The sequence below is a fragment of the Fodinicola feengrottensis genome, assembly GCF_010993775.1.
Taxonomy (GTDB): Bacteria; Actinomycetota; Actinomycetes; order Mycobacteriales; family HKI-0501; genus Fodinicola; species Fodinicola feengrottensis.
Map to the genome: position 1 here is coordinate 17,982 of NZ_WOTO01000030.1, position 16,440 is coordinate 34,421.

Sequence of the window (16,440 nt, forward strand, 5' to 3'; positions counted from 1 at the left end):
GCCAGGAATGCAGTGGCGTACGTCGTTGGTGCCCTCCTGATTGGTGTGGGCCTCGCGCACGGTGTCGTCTGGTTGATTGTCGGCGGTTCCGCTGTCGGTCCGCTGTCGATCCGCAAACCCACCACTTTCGGGATTTCCTTTGGGATCACGGTGATCGGCTTGACCTGGGTGTCCCAGTTTCTCGCGTTGGGGCAGCGAACTCGGCGCATCACGTTGACCGTGCTGGCGGCCACCTGCGCGCTGGAGGTGTTCTGGGTCAGCCTGCAACACGCCCGCGGTGTCATGTCGCATTTCAACAACGCCACCCCGCTGGACAGCGATATGTTCAAGGCCGCCGGAGCGACAATCGCTTGCACGGTTGTGGTCATCGCATTCTTCGCTTTCCGCGCGTACGCCACCTGCACGGCGCCACCCGCGATGGCCCTCGCGATCCGGATCGGCGTCAGCATCCTGCTGGTGTCGATGGCGGCCGGAGTGTGGATGATCGTCCGCGGTTCCGCCTTCGACCTCGACCCGGACACCGTGGGATCCGCCGGCAGCATCAAACTCGTACACGCGGTGGGAATGCACGCCGTCCAAATTCTGCCAGCCCTCGCGTGGGTGTCGTCCTTTGGTTCCTCTTCCGAGCGTACGCGCCGAAACCTGGTTGCCGTCGCGGGCGGCGGCTACGCGCTGATGGTGGGTTTGTTGGCTGTACTAGCGCTACTGGGCACCGCCTTCACCGCGGCTGGTTTCGTCGGCGCGGCGGCCGAGGTCGTGGCGGTGGGATGCCTGATTTTCGCTTGGACGGCCGCCATTATCAGCCTCCGCCGGCACCGCGTGGCGGTCCCGTTGAGGTCATAGGTGAATTCCGTAGCAGACCAGGTCGTGCATCGCTTTTCGGGCTGTTTCGGCGCCCCAGAGTTCGCCGGTCTCGTCCGCCAGGGACAGCCCGGCCTGCAGGGTCGTACGTGCCTCATCGCGGCGTCCGGAGCGCAGGTGGACGAGCCCGAGACCGACCAGGGGCGAGCGACTCGCCACCGCGGTCGGCGCGAGCCAGCACCACTTCCAGGGCCTGTCGGAAGTGTTTCTCTGCTTCGGCAACCCGTCCCAGGTGGACGAGCGCGAAGCCGCAGCCAACCAGGCCGAGTGTCGCACCCCAGGCATCGCCGGCCCGGTCCGCGAGCGCGATGGCCCGCTCGAATTCCTGCAGTGCCGCGTGCTGCCCGCCGGTGCCCAGAAATGCCCGTCCCCCAACCCCACCAACGCGCGGCTTTCGCCGGACAGGTCCGCGATCGTACGGTAAAGATCCGCGGACCGTCGGTGGTGGGTCAAGGCGTCGGCGTGCGAGCCCGCGCTGGAGAGCACAAAGCCCAGTTGTTTGTTGTGAGTTTTGGCCTCACCCAGCAGATCCTTGGACTTTCGGTCCAGATCCAGGGCTTGGTAATGCACTTCGACGCCGTCGTGGAAACGTCCGAGCCGCAGGTAGGCGACGCCGAGGTTTTTCAACGTTTCGGCCTCCGCGACTCGATCATGGATCTCCCGGGCGCTGGTCAATGCCTTTTCGTGAGTCTCCAACCAATCCAGCAGATGGCCGCGGGTGAGGAAATGCCGCCAGAGACACTGCGCGAGCCGCCAGGTGGTCGAGTGCCAGCCCCGTTCGGCCGCCACCGACACGGCGGTGGTGAGGTTCGAACGCTCAGTTTCCAGCCAGTCAGAGGAGTCCGGCATTTCCGGTAGCGTCGCCGACCTGTTCAGCGGCGCGAACTGCCGGCGGCCCGGCTCGACAACGGTGGCCGCGAAATCTGCGGCCTGCAAGTAATAGTCGACGATTCGTCGCAAGGCGGCAGTCCGCTCGGCGGATGGGTCCTGCGCCGCCGCGGTGGTGACGGCATGCCGGCGTACCAGCGCGTGGAACCGATAGCGGCCCTGCCGTGGTTGCTCGATCAAATGTACGTCGAACAGCCGCTCCAACAAGTCCTCGGCGGTCCGCGGTGTCAGGTCGGCGAGCGCGGCCGCCGCGTACGCGTCTATTTCGAGCCCGGGAAACACACCCAGCAACCGGAAAAATCGTCGCTGATCCATCGACAGTTGTTCGTACGAGAGCGCGAAAGCCGCCTCCACACTCCGGTCGCCGACGGACAGTTCGTCGAGCCCGGACCGCTCTCGTCGCGCAGCCGCTCGGCCAGATAGGCCGCACTCCAGGCCGGTCGGTCGCGTAGTCGGGAGGCGGCAATCCTTACGGCTAAAGGAAGATAGCCGCAGAGCCGGGCGATTTCCTCAACCGCGTCCCGCTGGCCGGCAACCCGCTGATCGCCGACGATTTTGGTGATCAAGTCATCGGCCTGGTCCAGCGGCAGCACGTCCAGACACCGCCGCCGGGCGCCTTCCAGGCTGGTCAGCCGGGCCCGGCTGGTGACTATCGCGAGGCAGCCGTGCCGTGCCGGCCGGCAGCAGCGGCCGGATCTGCTCGGCGCTGCTGGCATCATCCAGCACCACCAACGCGCGATGCCCGGACGACCAGCGCCGCCAGAGGTCCAGGTCCAGGCAGCCAGCCAGGTCCACCGGCGTCCGGCCGGTTTTGATGCCCAGCCCGGAAAGCAGCCGCAGCAGAGCATCGTGCGGCGACAGTGGATCAGCGTTTCCCTGCAAGTCGACGAAAAGTTGGGCGTCTGGATAGTGGGGCGCGAGCCGGTGCGCGACATGGACGGCGAGCGTTGTCTTGCCGACGCCAGCCATCCCGTCCCAGGCCCAGACCGCGGTCGCAGGTGCCGCGAGCGAGTCGATTTCGCTCGTACGACCAGTGAAATCCTCCACATCCCTGGGCAGCGTGAAACGCGTCAGCCGTGGCGTGGCCTGGTTGCGCAGATGTCCCGGCACGACTCGCTGCCGCAGCACTCTGAGCTGCGCCTCCCGCAGCTGGCCGTCCGGCTCGATGCCGAGTTCGTCGTGTAACCGGCGGCGAATCTCGGCATACCGCGCGAGCGCCGCGGTGGCTTCGCCGGAGCCGGCGAGGCAAATCACCAGTCGCGCCGCCAATCCCTCGTTCAGCGGTTCGGCATCGGCCAGCTCCAGCAGCATCGGCACGACCCGCTGATAGTCGCCCAACACGTCGGCCAGGTCGGCGCGGGCGAGGGCTATCCGCAACCGACGCCGGTCCAGCACGTTGACCGCCGGGAGGTCACGCACTGACTCCGGAAGGTCACCAAGAGTCGGCCCGCGCCAACAGGCCAATGCCTGGTCGTACCCATCGGCGGCAGCGGCCGGATCGTCGCTGGCCAGCGCCCGATCAGCCAGTTCGGTGAAACGCAGCACATCCAGTTGGGCCGCGTCGGCCCGGAGCAGATATCCCGATCCCGTCGAGGCGATCAGCTCAGTGGAGTCGTTGCTAGCCACCGATTCGAGTGCTTTCCGTAACCGATGCATATATGTGTAGAGAAGATCCTGGGCGCCAGCCGGTTGTTTGGGGCCCCACAACGCTTCGGCGAGGTCGTGATGGCCGACCGAGTGGTTCGGCTGGACGGCGAGCAGGCCGAGCAGCGACCGACCGCTGTTTGGGCGCGCGTACGAGCAGCGGCCCGCCGCCGGCCTGTAGCGCTAACGGCCCCAACGCCTCGATTCTGAGACCGGAAACAGTCATGGTCCGGATTACATCAGAAATCCATTACCGAAAGAAGGGACAAACGTTCTTTCGGCTCTCTTTCGCCATGGTCTACGGCCACACGATCTCGCCGCGACCGTGAATGGGGACACCGCTGGGTGGCAGAACTGTTACGTCGCCGGACGAGCGCAGGAGCCCGGACCCGTCCTCGCGTACGGTCAGAACCTGGCTCTGGAAAGCGCCACCGCCGCCCACTCGCAGCTCCCCGGCACGGCCAGGCTGAACTCCGAGCAGCCGCAGATAAGCCAGCAGAGGTTGGGCATGGCTGTGCATGTTGCCGACCGGCCAAGCCTGCATGGCGACGCCGAGATGCGGCAGTTTCCAGGTCTGCCCGGGCCGTCCGGACTCCGGCGACATGTAGGCGTCCGGTCCGGACAGGGTCCCTTCCCAAATATCGGGATAGGCCGCGGAATGCGCGGACAACGTCATGCGCCGCCACTCATCCCAGCCCAGCTCGGGGTCGATCGTGGCCGCCGCCCACACCAGGGTCGCGTTGATGGAAGCCCAGATTCCGCCGCGCTCGCCGATCGGCGACGGCCATTGCAGGCGCGCTCCGAGCGGCGAGTTCCGCCGGCACAGCTTGTCGATGGTGGCCAGCAGTGCGACCGCCTGGTCAGGATCGGCGGCACCGCTCAGAATGGCCCAGGGCTGCGCTTCCAGCCAGAGAACGTCGTCACCGACCGGTTCCGCGTCCGGCCCGTACGCCCGGCGAAACCATCGCCCATTCCACTCTCCGGCGACCAGCTCGCGGAGTCTTTCCCCGATTTTCCGGGCTTCGGAAGCTGTTTCAGCATCGCCGAGACGCGCGGCGAGCGCGGCGTAAACGGGCAGCACCCACGCGGCCATCGCGGAGTTCAGCACCGACTCGCCGCGCTCGATCATCGCCGCCCGGTCGCCGCCGACCTCGTCCAGCACCAGGTCGTTCCAGTCGGCGTTGCGGATCCGTACGTGCCCGTGCGCTCCGGTTCCGACCACGTCGACGAAATACCGAAACTGTCGGCGCAGATGTTCGCCCAACGGTACCGGCGAGGCTTTCGACGCCGGATGGAATGGGGCCGGCTCGGCGAAAGCGGCGAGATCCCCGGTCGCCGCCGCGTATTCGGCGGCCAGCCACAGCGCCCACAAATTCTGGTCGGAGGGCTGGAAAAGCTCCCGGCGAGGCTGTTTGTGGCCATCCAGCGCGTAGGGCACGTCCCCGTCTGGATTGGCCCAAGCGCAGGTATTGCGCAGAACCGACAACGCCAGGTCGGGTTCGGTGTAGACCAGCGGCAAGGCGTGTTGGAGCGGATCGCGGGCAGCGCCGGTGAAACCATGCCGATACGAATACGCCGAGCCCTGGTTCAGCAGGTGACCGCCGAGCACGCCATCGGCGCACACCCCCGGACAGCAGTGCCGCGTGCCATGGAATTTCCCGCGCTGCCTGGGAAGCCCGAGCGGCGGCGGCCCGCGGAAGTCGCCGGGCAAGCGCGGTGAAACTCGACGAATAGATGGTAGCTGGATCGACCTCGCCCGTTTCGTCGAGACCGCAACGAAACCACGTCGTCTGGGCGGCGCCTGGCGCTAGCTCAAGATCTACCGAGACGGCCAGCAAACCCTCTCGTCCGTAGGTCCGCGGACCGTCGAAAGCAGCAAGAGTGACCACAGCGCCGGCAAAGTCACCCCGTTTGGCACGCGCCCCGAATTCCAGGTCCACGCGATGCTGTCGTACGTCCCATTCCTCGCGCAGAGTCCACCGCTGGGTCGCGTTCGTGCGGTTGGTGACCTCGACCCTGATCAGCACCCACGGTTGCTCACCTTCGGGGCACAGCACGGTCCGCTCGAGGGTAGCCGCCGAGGTTTGCGCTCGTACCCGAGAAAACGTCGGGCCGAAGAACACCTCGGTGTGACATTCTCGTCGGTGTTCAGGACATCTGCGAGTCGGCTGACTCCGGTGCCGGCTGGGAACGGCTCGGTGAGCCAGTCCAGCCCGGTGTGCTCATCCCACAGCCCGCTGCGGCCGAAATTGTCCGCTACCAGGGTGATCCGGCGGTTGCCGACCTGGATCCAGCGCCGGTGAGTGGGCGGGTCCAACGTCGGGTCCCAGGCCGCCGCGGCGGGGTCGGCGGTGTACTGGAAGGCCGGCACCCCATTGATCGTGGTCCACTCACCGAACGCGCTCAACCCTGCTCCTCAACGGCAGTTCACCTACCGTCTTATAGGTAAGTGAATGTGCTAGGTTTAGCATCGTGAGCCAACCGACACAACCCACCAGTCGACGCGAACGCGCCGAGCGGCGGCGCGCGGAGATCATCGCGGTGGCCACTGAACTGTTTGGTCAGACCGGTTATCGAGGCACCGCGATAGCCGAGGTGGCCATTCGTGCGGGCCTCACCCTCCCCGGCTTGTTGCATCATTTCGGGAGCAAAGAGGCTCTTCTGCTGGCGGTGATCGAGCAACGGGACGCGGACAGCGAGGCGTACGCGACCGAGTTGCTTGGCCGGGAGGGGCAGCTGCGGCTGCCGAGCATCCCGGATTTCGCCGGGAGGAATAAGGAAAGACCAGGGCTCGCGAAGCTCTTTACCGTCCTGGTGGCCGAAAGCCTGGAACCCAACGCACCCGGCCATGAGCATTTCGTCGATCGCTATCGGGCCTTGCGGGCGATCGTCGCGGACATGATCATCGCGGGCCAGCAGGACGGGCGGGTCCGCAAGGACATCGTGCCCAAGCTGAAGGCGGCCGAGATCCTCGCGACGCTGGATGGCCTGCAGACCCAGTGGCTGCTCGATCCCGACGAGGTGGACATCGTGGAAAGTGCCTCCGCCTACGCGGAAAACCTGGAACGAGACCTCACCGCCGGCCTTTGAATGCCGATACCCCCCCGCTGAATCCAGCCCCATGTCTCATCGAGTGCGGCACAATGTCCCGCACTCGACATCGAATGCGGGACATTGTGCCGCACTCAACGCCCAAGCCCAGCGTCGATGCGGATTTTCGCTATTTGGTCGGGCGGTACGTGGCGATGATGACGCCGCTGCTGGTGGGCTGAGCCTTGGCCAAGCTGAACTTGGTCAGCGCGGAATCGTCGGCGAAGAGGCGCTGTCGGCCGCCGCCGGCCACCACCGGGCTGATCATCAGGGTGAGCTCGTCGATCAGGTCAGCGGCGATCAGTGATCGTACGAGCGTCGGGCTGCCGGCGGTGCCGATCGTGCCGCCGTCCTGCGCTCGCAGCTCGGCGACGAAGTCCGTGACCGAGCCCTCGATCAGGGTGCTCTTCGACCACTGGTCGACCGAGTCGAGGGTGCTGGAGGCAACATACTTCTGGGTGCTGTTGATCCAGCTGGCGAAGGGTTCGTCGGTCGAGGTCGGCCAGTAGTAGCCGGCCCATTCGGTGAAGGTCACCCGGCCGAGCAGGACGGCGTCCTGCTCGGCGAGCAAGGCGTTCAACGCCACGCCCATCTCCTCGTCGAAGCTGAACTGCCACTCGTTGGGAGCCTGGACCACGCCGTCGATCGAGCTGAACAGTCCCGCGGTTACTTTGCGCATGGTGAAGCCTTCCTAGTGTCCTGCGTTCGAAGTTCGTTGCTTTATTCGGTGATCCAGACGGTGGCCTGAGTGCGCCGGAGGATCGCCCTCATACTGGTGCGTATGTGGGCGATTCTCCGGTGCTCTCAGACGCCGTCTGGGCGCCGGAGAAAGTAATGAACTTCGGGCGCAGGACACTAGGTCGGGTCGATCAGGTGGGCGGCGTGCTGTGCCGCGGTGAGAGCAGCCGGGTCGCCAGTGCGCTGATAGACCTCGACTGCGGTGTCGGTGAACTTCAGGACGTGCTCGTCGCCGTGTCGGGCGGCCGTCGCGAGGGCGTCGCCGATCGGGTCGGGCCCGGTCAGCTTGTCCCGTACGGGATCGATCGCGTCGAGCGGGGCGTAACAGGCGGTGATGGCAGCGGCGGCCGTCCATGCCGCGGTGAAGCTCTGCGGCCAGAGTGATTCCGGCAGCGCCGGCAGGGTATGGCGTACGGCGTTGGGCGCGGTCGCGGTGTGGACGAGCAGCACCGGGCTCGCGGCGCCATGCAGTTGGTAACGGACGGTAGCTACGTCCACGAGGTCGGCAAGGCCGGCTGGTACGTCGGCGGGAGTGGCCGGCGGGCACAGGCCGCGCAGCGTTTGCGGCCAGCTGGGCAGCTGGGCGAGACGGCCCAGCCGGTACGCGACGAATCCGCTCTGGTCCGCGAGCCGCGGCACCGCGAGGAAGGTTGCCGCCGCCGACAACTGGCCGGCCGGCTCGCCGCCGCTGGGCAGCGGCTGGAACCTCGCGGCCCAAAACGCGAGGCCGTGGCCGAGTTCGGCGATGGCCGGCTCGGTCTGCTCGCCGGCCAGCAGCGTACGTACGGACGGCATGCCCGACCCGGATCACGCCGTGGCTGGAGCCGGCGACGATGCCGGGCAGCAGCCGCGGCCACCAGGTCGCCAGCACGTCCCGCCAGGGCCGCTCGGCGAGCTCACCGGTGAAATACGTGGTCCAGTCGCCGAGCCGGGACCGGCCGGTCCCGAGGGCACTGGACCAGGAGGTGATCGGCGTACGAGCCGTCGGAAGGTCCATAAGGCGCCGTACGTAACGATCAACCCAGCGATCGACGTTGACCTGGAGCCCGCGCCGGCAGATGACCTCCAGCGCCATCGGCGCGTGGTTCGTCAGGCCGTGGTCGCCGCGTTCGTCGCCGCCGAACTCCGGCCCCCACCGATGCAGTCGCTGGTACGCCTCGCTGAGAGTCGCCGCAGATGTCATGGCGACGAGTCTGAACTGCGCCGATCTGCGCCACCACGATTAGATCCTCGCCTAATCTCAAGGCCGTGATCTCCCTGCATCTCGGCGTCGAGGACCTCGGTCGGGTCCGGTTCGCGCTGTCGCCGACCTGGGAGGCGGTCACCAGCCTGCGCACGCTGTCCGTAGGTGCGAACCTGGGTGTCCACGGATGGTGGCTACGGACCGTACGACCGGCCGTCGGCCAGCTCGACTTGCGGCTGCTGACCGCGATCGTGCGCCCACGCGGCTACCTGCCCGACTTCCTGCAACCGCTGCCGCCGCGTCGGGCCCCCAGTTTCGAGGCCGGGCTGGCGTTGATCGCGGCCACCGACCCGGAACTCGTCGCGACCGAGTTGGCGCACCTCGCCCAGCACCGCGTCGCGCAGGAAGGGCCTGGTCGGGCGGCCCGCGTGGAGTTGCTCCAGGAACTGGTCGCCGATCCGGCGGCCGGTTTGGTACGGATTGTCGCCGAACTGCGCCGCTACTGGACGGTGGCGCTGGCCCCGTACTGGCCACGCGTAAGGGCGTTGCTGGAAGCGGACCTCATCTACCGGCTCGACCAGTTGGCCATCGGTGGTGTGCACCAGATGCTCGACACGCTGCACCCCCTGATCAGCATCCACGGCGACACCCTGCGTGTGGTGAAGTACTACGACGGGCACGCTGACCTGCGACAACGTGGCCTGTTGCTGATACCGTGCGCGTTCGCGTGGCCAGACGCGATCGTGCGTACGGCCGACCCGCAGCCCGCGCTGAGCTACTCGCCGCGGGGCCTCGGCCGGCTCTGGGAAACGCCCCGCGCCCGGCGCGGCTCACCGCTCGCGGGCGTGATCGGCCGGACCCGCGCGGTCCTGCTCGCCCAGCTTGACCTGCCGATGACGACCACTCAGCTGGCCGCCCAGTTCAGCCTCAGCGCCCCGACCTTGAACGTGCACCTCAAGGCACTGCAAGCCGCTGGCCTGCTCACCTCCCACCGGGACGGGCGCGCGGTCCGCTATACCCGTACTGACCTGGGCGAACGCCTTCTGACCGGCACTGAGGTCGGCTAGTACTGCAGGGCTACTCATGGGGATGAGAGTCGAGATCCAAGTGCCGTCTGGTGGTGCGGCGGGGCCGCCCTGCGTGGCAGCGCCACGTGGGCGGTTTCGCCGTGCCGTCAGGCGGCGCTTGGGCTCGGCTATCGCCGCTTGAGTAGCCCTGTAGTACTAGCGCAATACGCTGGCGCAATGAAGCCTGACGATCCGCGGGTACGGCGCAGCCACGAGCACGGTGGCGGCGCCGGTTCCTCGTGGGCGGCCAGCGACCCGTACCGAGCTGACCGGGACCGGGTGGTCGAGTCGCCGTTTTTTGCCCGGTTGGCCGGCGTCACCCAGGTGGTCAGCCCGACCGGATCGGGGTTGTTGCTGCACAACCGGTTGACGCACAGTCTGAAAGTCGCGCAGGTCGCCGTCCGGTTGGCCGAGCGAGTGTCCGATGTGGACGCTGAAGGCGTAGTGGCCCGGTTGGGTGGGTGCGACCCGACGGTGGTCGAGGCCGCCGCGCTCGCGCACGACCTCGGGCACCCGCCGTTCGGGCATTTGGGGGAGCAGGTGCTGGACCGGCTGGCCCGGCAGCGGCTGGGACTGCCGGACGGTTTCGAAGGCAACGCGCAGTCGTTCCGGATTATCACCACCACGGACGTACGGGCGCGTTCCGGCGTTGGTATGGACCTGACCGCGGCCGTACGGGCAGCGGTGTTGAAATATCCGTGGGCGCGGCGCGCTTTTCCGCGGCCCCATCCGTCCGCGATGCCTGTCCCGCGCGCGCGGCGCGGCGCCGTCAGCGGACGACCCGGACGGCGGGTCGCTCAAGTTTTCGGCCTATCTGAACGAACTCGACGAAGTCGTCGATTGTCGAGCTCCGTACGAAGGTCTTGTCGCGCCTTGGCAGCAAACTGTCGAGGCGGCCGTGATGGACACTGCCGACGACATCGCGTACGCCATTCATGACATTGAGGATTTCCATCGGGTCGGCGTGCTCGCCCACACCGCGGTCGCGGCCGAATTGGAAGGCTGGCTGGGCCAGTCGGTCGTACTGGCCAGCTGGCCGATCCGGCCCTGGGCCGGCAACCGGGTCATGGCCTGGAAACGCGCCGCCGACGGATGCGCGGCCGCGACAGTTGGATCTATGACGACGATGCTTTCGCCGCCGCCGTCCAGCGGGTCAGTCGGGAATTGGGTGACGGCCTGCTTTCCACGCCTTTCGACGGTTCCATCGCGGCCGAGCGCGCGGTCGCGGAGTTTTCTGGAAAATGGACGGAAAGACTGGTCGACGGCGTTCGCGTACTGGCCGAACCGCCGGTACGAGCGGCGCATGTGTCGTTGGAGGCGGCGCAGTGGCACGAAGTGCAGGTGCTCAAATTCCTGCACCAGCGGTTTGTCTTGGAGCGCCCCGATCTGGCCCTTCACCAGCGCGGCCAGGCCCAGTCGGTGACCACTTTGGTGGAGGCACTGGCCGAATGGCTGGACGACGCGCGCGCACGAAAGCGCTCGGCTGCCGCGGCGGCTGCACGACCTCATTGAGATCGCCCATGGGGAGTATGCCCGCATCGACCCCGAATGGCTGGGTGGCACCGATATCCTTCGACTCGCTCGCGGCAGGGCGATTATCGACTTCGTCGCGTCCCAGACGGACAGTCAGGCGCGGGCCATGATCGAAGTGTTGTCCGGTCGGTCCGGCCGACTCTGGACCGACACTTTTGTCTTGTGATCGCTGACTGCTCCCCGCAGGAATGTCCAAGTACCGAAAAGCTGGCTTCGCACTGCTTTCCAATCCGAGTCGTACGTCCGAAGCGGACGCTAGGCAGAGTCTTCGGCGGCGGCGCGGTCTTGTTTGGCTTGTTTGATTGTTTCGAGAAGTCTCCGCGTTTTGATGACCTGAGCGTCCTTCTTGCCTCGGCCGCCGCCGCCCTCGGCCAGAAGGCCCCAGCGCGACGGCGGCCGCTCGCTTGGCCTTGCCGAGTTTGCCCAGCTCCAGATAGACCTCAGCGGTCATCCGTGCCGGCCACCCGGCACTGGCCGGCCAGCCTCCTTCTTCGTACAGTCGCGGGCCTGGTCGAAGATCACAATGGACTCCGCGTTGAGATCAAGCTGCCAGAGGGCGTAGCCGATGTCGAACGTGGTTGACGCGACCAGCCACGCGCGCTTGGATCCGGTGGGCAGCGCCGCCGCTCGTCGCTCGGACTCGACCGCTACCTCATAGGATTCCAGGAAGTGGTTCGCTTCGGCGAGCGCGTCGACCTGACTTCGCAACGACCCGATGGCGTCGACGGAAGAACCACTCGCTTCGTAAAGCTCCGCCGCCTCGGCGAATTTCGTTGCCGCGTCAGCGGGTTCGTGGCCTTTTCTCAGTGCGCGCCCGGCCTTGTCCAGCCAGGGTGCGACCGCGGCCGGCCGGCCCTCGGTGCGCATTGAGTCGGCCATGCTTTCCAGTGTCCGGGCCGCGTCCACGTGTTCGCCGAGTTCTGCCTGGCATTCGGCCAGGAGTTCGTACGTCTGGCGTACGTCCGGAGTGTCCAGCTGTTCGACCTTTTCGAAGTCGTAGCGGGCCATTTCAAGCGCCTCAGCGGCGTCGAGCCAGTTTCCCTGATGGTGGTAGGTCTCGCCGAGGCGCAACTCGGCGACGGCACGGCCGGCCCGGTCTTTGGTGCGTTGCCAATGCTGGACGGCGGTGAGCGCGATTTCCAACGTCGCAGGCGCGTCCAGGTGGTCAGCCGCGCGCAGCTTATCCCAGCGCAGGTCGGCGGCCTGCGCCGCTGCCGTCTCGATCTCGACGCTGGCTGCCGTGGGGAACTCAGGCTGGTTGGTTTTGGTGGCGGCAAAGCGGTCGACAGATGACAAATGCAGTTTCTGGACGTACGGCTGCGCGGATATCGTCGTTTCCAGCTGCTCGCTGTGGTACTGGTTTGCGCTGCGGGCATCGAACTGTGCGGCCAACAACCGGGCCCGCTGCTCCAGTTGGTCTCTCAGCTCTTCGACAAGCACTGGACCGCTCGGACGCGAACCGAACGAACGTTGGTGCACGGTGATTCCTAAGTTCGCCAGCCTTTGTAGTAAAAGAACCGACTTGGTCGCGAGCCGGAGCTCGGTCAACGGATCGGTCGGTTCGTCGTACCAGTGTTGATGCCGCTGCAGAATCTCCAGGCCGCGCGTCTCATTCCCGGTCAGGGCACAGAACCTGAGGTGTTCGGCGATGTACGGGCCGGAGTGCAGGTCCCCGCGGTGCAGCCGGTAAGCGCGCAAATGGGCTTCGCGAGCGCCATCCCACCGACCGGTTTCAAGGAATGCCGGCAGCATGGCGGCCAACGTTTCCTGCGGATGCTTTTCCGCGGTCAGCCGGCCGTCCATCACCGGCGCGGCGGCTTCGAGAGCTTCCTCGAAGCGACCCATCCACAGGTGATGGCTCGCCTGGTCCGACGCGTCGGAGGCCGGGTTGGGGCTGTTGCGGTCGCGCTCAGTGGTCATCCAGCGCTCGAACGCCTCCTCGGCCGCGTCCCGCTCACCGAGATTGCGGTAAACCCAGCTGGCCATGTTATGGACGGCGCAGGCTCTGCCCGGCGATCCGGAAGCGGTGCTCAAGGTCGGCCAGCGCGGTGACCATTTGTTCGCGGCTGATACTGGGAAACTTCGGCATCGCCGAGACCACCCATTGGTGTTGCCAACGAAGGGTCTTCGCGTCCCGCTCGCTGAAGGAGATCCGCCCGGCGTCATAATCTGCGAGGCAGGCGGCGAAAACCGGGAACGCCTTGGCCTGTTCCGCACCCATCGTGAAGCACTCCACCAGCTCGGTGCGTACGTCGAAAATCAGCCGCGGGTCGCTGAGTGCCTCGGCCCGCGTCAGCGTCTGCTCGACCAGAGCGGACCGCGCCCGGCCGTACGGCATCCGCTCGGCCTGGACGAGCGTGTCCCGCAGTTCCTGCTGTTCGTTGGTCATGGCTCCAAAACCCGCTCTCGGCAACAGACCGAAAGGTTAGCTACCTGACCAGGTCAGCAACAATTACCCTGCACCAAGGGGCACGAATCCTGGGATTCGCAGCCAAGCCAGTGGGACAACGCTGCCCGAAAACGTCGAGGTTAGATGTCCCGCCGGCCGCCCCTCACAGGCGCCGGGCGGGCAGTGTCGCTGCCAGTACGTCGAAAAAAAGCGGAGATCCTTCCAGTTCTCTCGATCGCCAATGACATAAAAGCGGCGCTTCGCGCGGGACACCGCGACATTGAGCAGATTTGGCTTCTCCGAAGCCCACTGGCGAGCTCCTTGGTTTCCCGGCGCACTCCCCAGCACCATGATCACTACCGCCGCCTCCTGTCCTTGCACGGTGTGGATGGTGCCGACGTTCTGGTACGCGAATTCGCTGCCCAGGATGCGAGAAACCACCTCTTTGCTGCCGCGTACGGCATCGCGGAACGGGCTGATGACCCGGATGCGGTCCGGCTTGACGCCGTCCCGGCGCAGCTCGGCCAGCAGCGAGGCGAGCGCCTCACCTTCGGCTGGCACCCAGTTTCCTTCCGCTGGTCCGGAAACGTCGAACCAGCAATTCTCGCCAGGGAAATGACCCTGGATTTTCGTGCCATACACCATCAGGTCGCCGCCGTACGCGATGGTGTTGGAGATATCGAACATCGGGCGGTCGCAGCGGCGGTGCACTCGCAGCGGCGATCCGACCCAGATCGGGTCGCCGCCGCCTGGTTCAGGCAAGGCGGTGCCGTGGCGGGCATGCCGGTCCGCGGTTCGTTGCACGGACGCGGTCTCGGGAGTCCAGTGCTCGTGCACGCCGTAATAGTCACGCAGAGCGTCCTGAGCCGGTCGGGGGAGCGTGACGATGGGTTCGAGTTGTTGGGGGTCGCCGACGATGACCGCCCGGCGACAGCGCCAGAGGCCGCCGACCGCTTGTTGGGCGGTGGCCTGCCCTGCTTCGTCGATGAAGAGCCATCCGAACGATTCACTGCCCAAATCAGCGAACAGGCGCGGCAAAGACGCGAAGGTCGTCGAGATCATCGGTACGACCATGAAGAGCGTCTGCCAAGCTGCCAGCAGTGCCGGTGCTGGCAGGCGGATTTTGCCCTGGATCACCGAGACGATCGCGGCGAGATTATCGCGGGCCTGTCTTTCGGTCTGGAAGAGGAACGCCTTGTGCAATCGCAGTGCGGCCAGGAACAGCTGGCTTCGCGCGGCGGTGAATTCTTCGTCTGCCCATGGCGCGCACAGCTGGAACTTCTCGTCGTCGGCCACACCGTTGCCGTGCGGCACACTTTGGGGCCACTGCCGGTGTGCGTCCGAGATCCTGTCGTACGCGTCGGACAGTCGCCGTCTTGCGGCGCCAAGTTTTTCTCTTTCGGCCGCCAGCTCCTGCTTAACTTGGGACAGGATCGACCTGTGCGAGCCTCTTTCGGCGGTCTTTTCGTCGAGTTCTTTCCTGGCCTTTTCGCGCAGGTGGGCGAGCTCCGCGTGCCGCCTGGACCAGTCTCGGCCGGCCCGGAACCAGGTCGACAGCGACACCCAGAAGCCGGGTCGGTGATTCGGCCAGTCCTGGTATTCCCGGTCCACGTCGTCAAATGCCCGCTGGGCACCCTCTCGTGTCGCCTCGGCCCGCCGAAGGTCTTCCTCGTGACGAGAGCAGGCCACCTCTCGCTGCCTGATCCGGTCCTCAGTCTCCCGGATTCCCCTTTCGTACCAGGGGAGCCGTGCGATCTGGTCGGCGACTTCCTGGCGAGCGGCGGCCAGCTCGCGCACTGTGGTGGTCGCGGCCTGGAATTCGCCGACCGCGGTGGCCCATTCTTGGATGCCGGGAGGATTCTTACGGATCCCCTGGAGCATTTCCAGCATCCCGATCGTGGCCGGGCTCGCGGCGGGAGGTTGGCCCGGCAGCTTCTTTTTCTTGCCCCACCACCACTTGTCGGCGAAGGTGTGGCGGTTTCCCATATTGCCCAGCGGCACCGCGGCCAGCCCCCAGGCATCGCGGTCCAGGACCTGGCTCGCCAGATCCGTAAAATAGTCGGCGGCGAGCGCGCGCGCTTTCGGCGCCCTCCACCGCGCCGATCCCGGGATCTCGGCTGTCACATTCTTCGCGGCATCGTTGCCCGCGGTGGCGACCACGATCTCGAACCCAGTCAGGTCGGGTCGGATGCCGCGTACTTTGGCCGGCCCGCTCCGGTAGAACCCTGGAAGTTCGGCCATCACACCGGTGAACCCATCCGATGGCCGGGCCAAGGCGGCTAGTTTTGTCGCGCGCTCGACCACGACGGCGGCCAGCACATCTCGCAACATCGTGGTCTTGCCCGTACCAGGCGGACCGTTGATCGCGAAAATCCCCGCACCGTCCAGCAGCTCACGCAGGATCCGGTTCGTCGCGAACTGTTGGCTCATCGCCAAGGGCTTGGTCGTCGCGGCAGGCCATCGGCCGCCGGGGATCAGGTTCGGCTGGACTTCCGACACGACGGCCTCGCGGTCGGCGCGTACGTCCACCCGGTTCTGGCTTGACTCATCGGAAAGATAGGTGGCCAACCCTTTCCCGATGTCCCCCGCACGCACGGCTTTTTCGACCTGGGCCAGATCGTTCGCGATGTGGCTGTTCATGAAGTTCTGCTCGCCGGCGGTGTCGCTGTCTCGCACCGGAACCTGGACGCATCGTACTCTGATTCGGCTGGCCAGCAGGAAATCCCGCAGTCCGAGTCCGGAGGCCAGTTCCTGGGTGAATCTGTGCAGATCTTTGATGGTGAGCGCCAGCCTGGGGGGGTTTCGGCGCTCCGGCGGCACTACCGGATGGCTGTCCCTCGGAGGCATCTTGGTCGGGCTTGTCCCGCTTGCCAGGCGTCAGCAAACTCTCAGCGAACTTCCCAGCCACCACACCGGCAATCCCACCGACCACCGGCCCGGCGACCGTGCTCACTCCCACGCCGACCGAAGCCGCTACCACCGCGCCGGTAGCCTTGGCGCCCTCGGCGATCGCATCCATCGCCGCGCCTTTCGCATGCTGGGCGACT

At 66.4% G+C, this 16,440-nt stretch carries 17 protein-coding genes and 1 pseudogene; 7 read left to right on the forward strand and 11 right to left on the reverse strand.

Annotation, left to right across the window (positions count from 1 at the left end):
- Positions 1–12: 12 nt before the first annotated feature.
- Complete coding sequence (locus GNX96_RS25775) at positions 13–843, forward strand: hypothetical protein (protein ID WP_163570071.1); 831 nt, start codon at positions 13–15, stop codon at positions 841–843.
- Here the strand turns inward: GNX96_RS25775 and GNX96_RS25780 are convergent.
- The 4 genes and pseudogenes from GNX96_RS25780 to GNX96_RS64840 all read right to left on the reverse strand — a co-directional run.
- Positions 838–2,103, reverse strand: coding sequence for a tetratricopeptide repeat protein (locus GNX96_RS25780; RefSeq protein ID WP_279581488.1), 1,266 nt, complete (start codon positions 2,101–2,103; stop codon positions 838–840). The two genes, GNX96_RS25775 and GNX96_RS25780, sit on opposite strands and share 6 nt — an antisense overlap.
- Entirely contained in the window at positions 2,010–2,342 is a 333-nt protein-coding gene (locus tag GNX96_RS25785; protein ID WP_163570073.1) for a hypothetical protein, read from the reverse strand. The genes GNX96_RS25780 and GNX96_RS25785 overlap by 94 nt, the downstream gene beginning before the upstream one ends.
- Entirely contained in the window at positions 2,317–3,375 is a 1,059-nt protein-coding gene (locus GNX96_RS25790) for an AfsR/SARP family transcriptional regulator (RefSeq protein WP_163570074.1), read from the reverse strand. The genes GNX96_RS25785 and GNX96_RS25790 overlap by 26 nt, the downstream gene beginning before the upstream one ends.
- Before the next feature lie 3 nt (positions 3,376–3,378).
- A pseudogene (locus GNX96_RS64840) lies at positions 3,379–3,519 on the reverse strand (hypothetical protein); the annotation flags it as partial.
- Here GNX96_RS64840 and GNX96_RS55195 point away from each other — a divergent pair.
- Positions 3,475–3,603: a hypothetical protein gene (locus GNX96_RS55195; RefSeq protein ID WP_279581489.1), complete on the forward strand. Its 129-nt coding sequence runs from the start codon at positions 3,475–3,477 to the stop codon at positions 3,601–3,603. The pseudogene GNX96_RS64840 and the gene GNX96_RS55195 sit on opposite strands and share 45 nt — an antisense overlap.
- An 88-nt stretch (positions 3,604–3,691) precedes the next feature.
- On the opposite strand, the gene GNX96_RS25795 is transcribed toward GNX96_RS55195, so the two are convergent.
- Both GNX96_RS25795 and GNX96_RS25800 read right to left on the reverse strand, forming a co-directional pair.
- A complete protein-coding gene (locus GNX96_RS25795) occupies positions 3,692–5,017 on the reverse strand; it encodes a GH36-type glycosyl hydrolase domain-containing protein (RefSeq protein ID WP_163570075.1) in 1,326 nt (441 codons plus the stop codon).
- Positions 5,018–5,413: 396 nt separating this feature from the next.
- Positions 5,414–5,800 (reverse strand): hypothetical protein, encoded by a 387-nt coding sequence (locus GNX96_RS25800; RefSeq protein ID WP_163570076.1) that lies wholly within the window; start codon positions 5,798–5,800, stop codon positions 5,414–5,416.
- 65 nt (positions 5,801–5,865) lie between these two features.
- Here GNX96_RS25800 and GNX96_RS25805 point away from each other — a divergent pair, with 65 nt between their 5' ends.
- Entirely contained in the window at positions 5,866–6,483 is a 618-nt protein-coding gene (locus GNX96_RS25805; RefSeq protein ID WP_163570077.1) for a TetR/AcrR family transcriptional regulator, read from the forward strand.
- 130 nt (positions 6,484–6,613) lie between these two features.
- On the opposite strand, the gene GNX96_RS25810 is transcribed toward GNX96_RS25805, so the two are convergent.
- Entirely contained in the window at positions 6,614–7,162 is a 549-nt protein-coding gene (locus GNX96_RS25810) for a dihydrofolate reductase family protein (protein WP_163570078.1), read from the reverse strand.
- Positions 7,163–7,338: 176 nt separating this feature from the next.
- Positions 7,339–8,016 carry a hypothetical protein gene (locus GNX96_RS55200; RefSeq protein ID WP_279581490.1) on the reverse strand — a complete coding sequence of 226 codons (678 nt, stop codon included), beginning with the start codon at positions 8,014–8,016 and terminating at the stop codon, positions 7,339–7,341.
- Positions 8,017–8,054: 38 nt separating this feature from the next.
- On the opposite strand from GNX96_RS55200, the gene GNX96_RS55205 reads away from it, so the two are divergent.
- The 4 genes from GNX96_RS55205 (at position 8,055) to GNX96_RS55215 (ending at position 10,983) form a co-directional block, all read left to right on the forward strand.
- Positions 8,055–8,234 carry a hypothetical protein gene (locus tag GNX96_RS55205; RefSeq protein ID WP_279581491.1) on the forward strand — a complete coding sequence of 60 codons (180 nt, stop codon included), beginning with the start codon at positions 8,055–8,057 and terminating at the stop codon, positions 8,232–8,234.
- Between the two features lie 235 nt (positions 8,235–8,469).
- Positions 8,470–9,471, forward strand: a complete 1,002-nt coding sequence (locus GNX96_RS25820) for an ArsR/SmtB family transcription factor (RefSeq protein WP_163570079.1) — start codon at positions 8,470–8,472, stop codon at positions 9,469–9,471.
- 177 nt (positions 9,472–9,648) lie between these two features.
- Positions 9,649–10,410, forward strand: a complete 762-nt coding sequence (locus GNX96_RS55210; RefSeq protein WP_279581492.1) for an HD domain-containing protein — start codon at positions 9,649–9,651, stop codon at positions 10,408–10,410.
- A 153-nt stretch (positions 10,411–10,563) separates the two neighbouring features.
- Positions 10,564–10,983 carry a hypothetical protein gene (locus GNX96_RS55215; RefSeq protein ID WP_279581493.1) on the forward strand — a complete coding sequence of 140 codons (420 nt, stop codon included), beginning with the start codon at positions 10,564–10,566 and terminating at the stop codon, positions 10,981–10,983.
- A gap of 468 nt (positions 10,984–11,451) precedes the next feature.
- Here the strand turns inward: GNX96_RS55215 and GNX96_RS25830 are convergent, their stop codons facing one another.
- The 3 genes from GNX96_RS25830 to GNX96_RS25840 form a co-directional block, all read right to left on the reverse strand.
- A complete protein-coding gene (locus GNX96_RS25830) occupies positions 11,452–12,990 on the reverse strand; it encodes a tetratricopeptide repeat protein (protein ID WP_163570080.1) in 1,539 nt (512 codons plus the stop codon).
- A 1-nt stretch (position 12,991) separates the two neighbouring features.
- Complete coding sequence (locus GNX96_RS25835; RefSeq protein WP_163570081.1) at positions 12,992–13,393, reverse strand: hypothetical protein; 402 nt, start codon at positions 13,391–13,393, stop codon at positions 12,992–12,994.
- Between the two features lie 63 nt (positions 13,394–13,456).
- Positions 13,457–16,240, reverse strand: a complete 2,784-nt coding sequence (locus GNX96_RS25840) for a DEAD/DEAH box helicase (protein WP_279581494.1) — start codon at positions 16,238–16,240, stop codon at positions 13,457–13,459.
- Between the last annotated feature and the right edge of the window lie 200 nt (positions 16,241–16,440).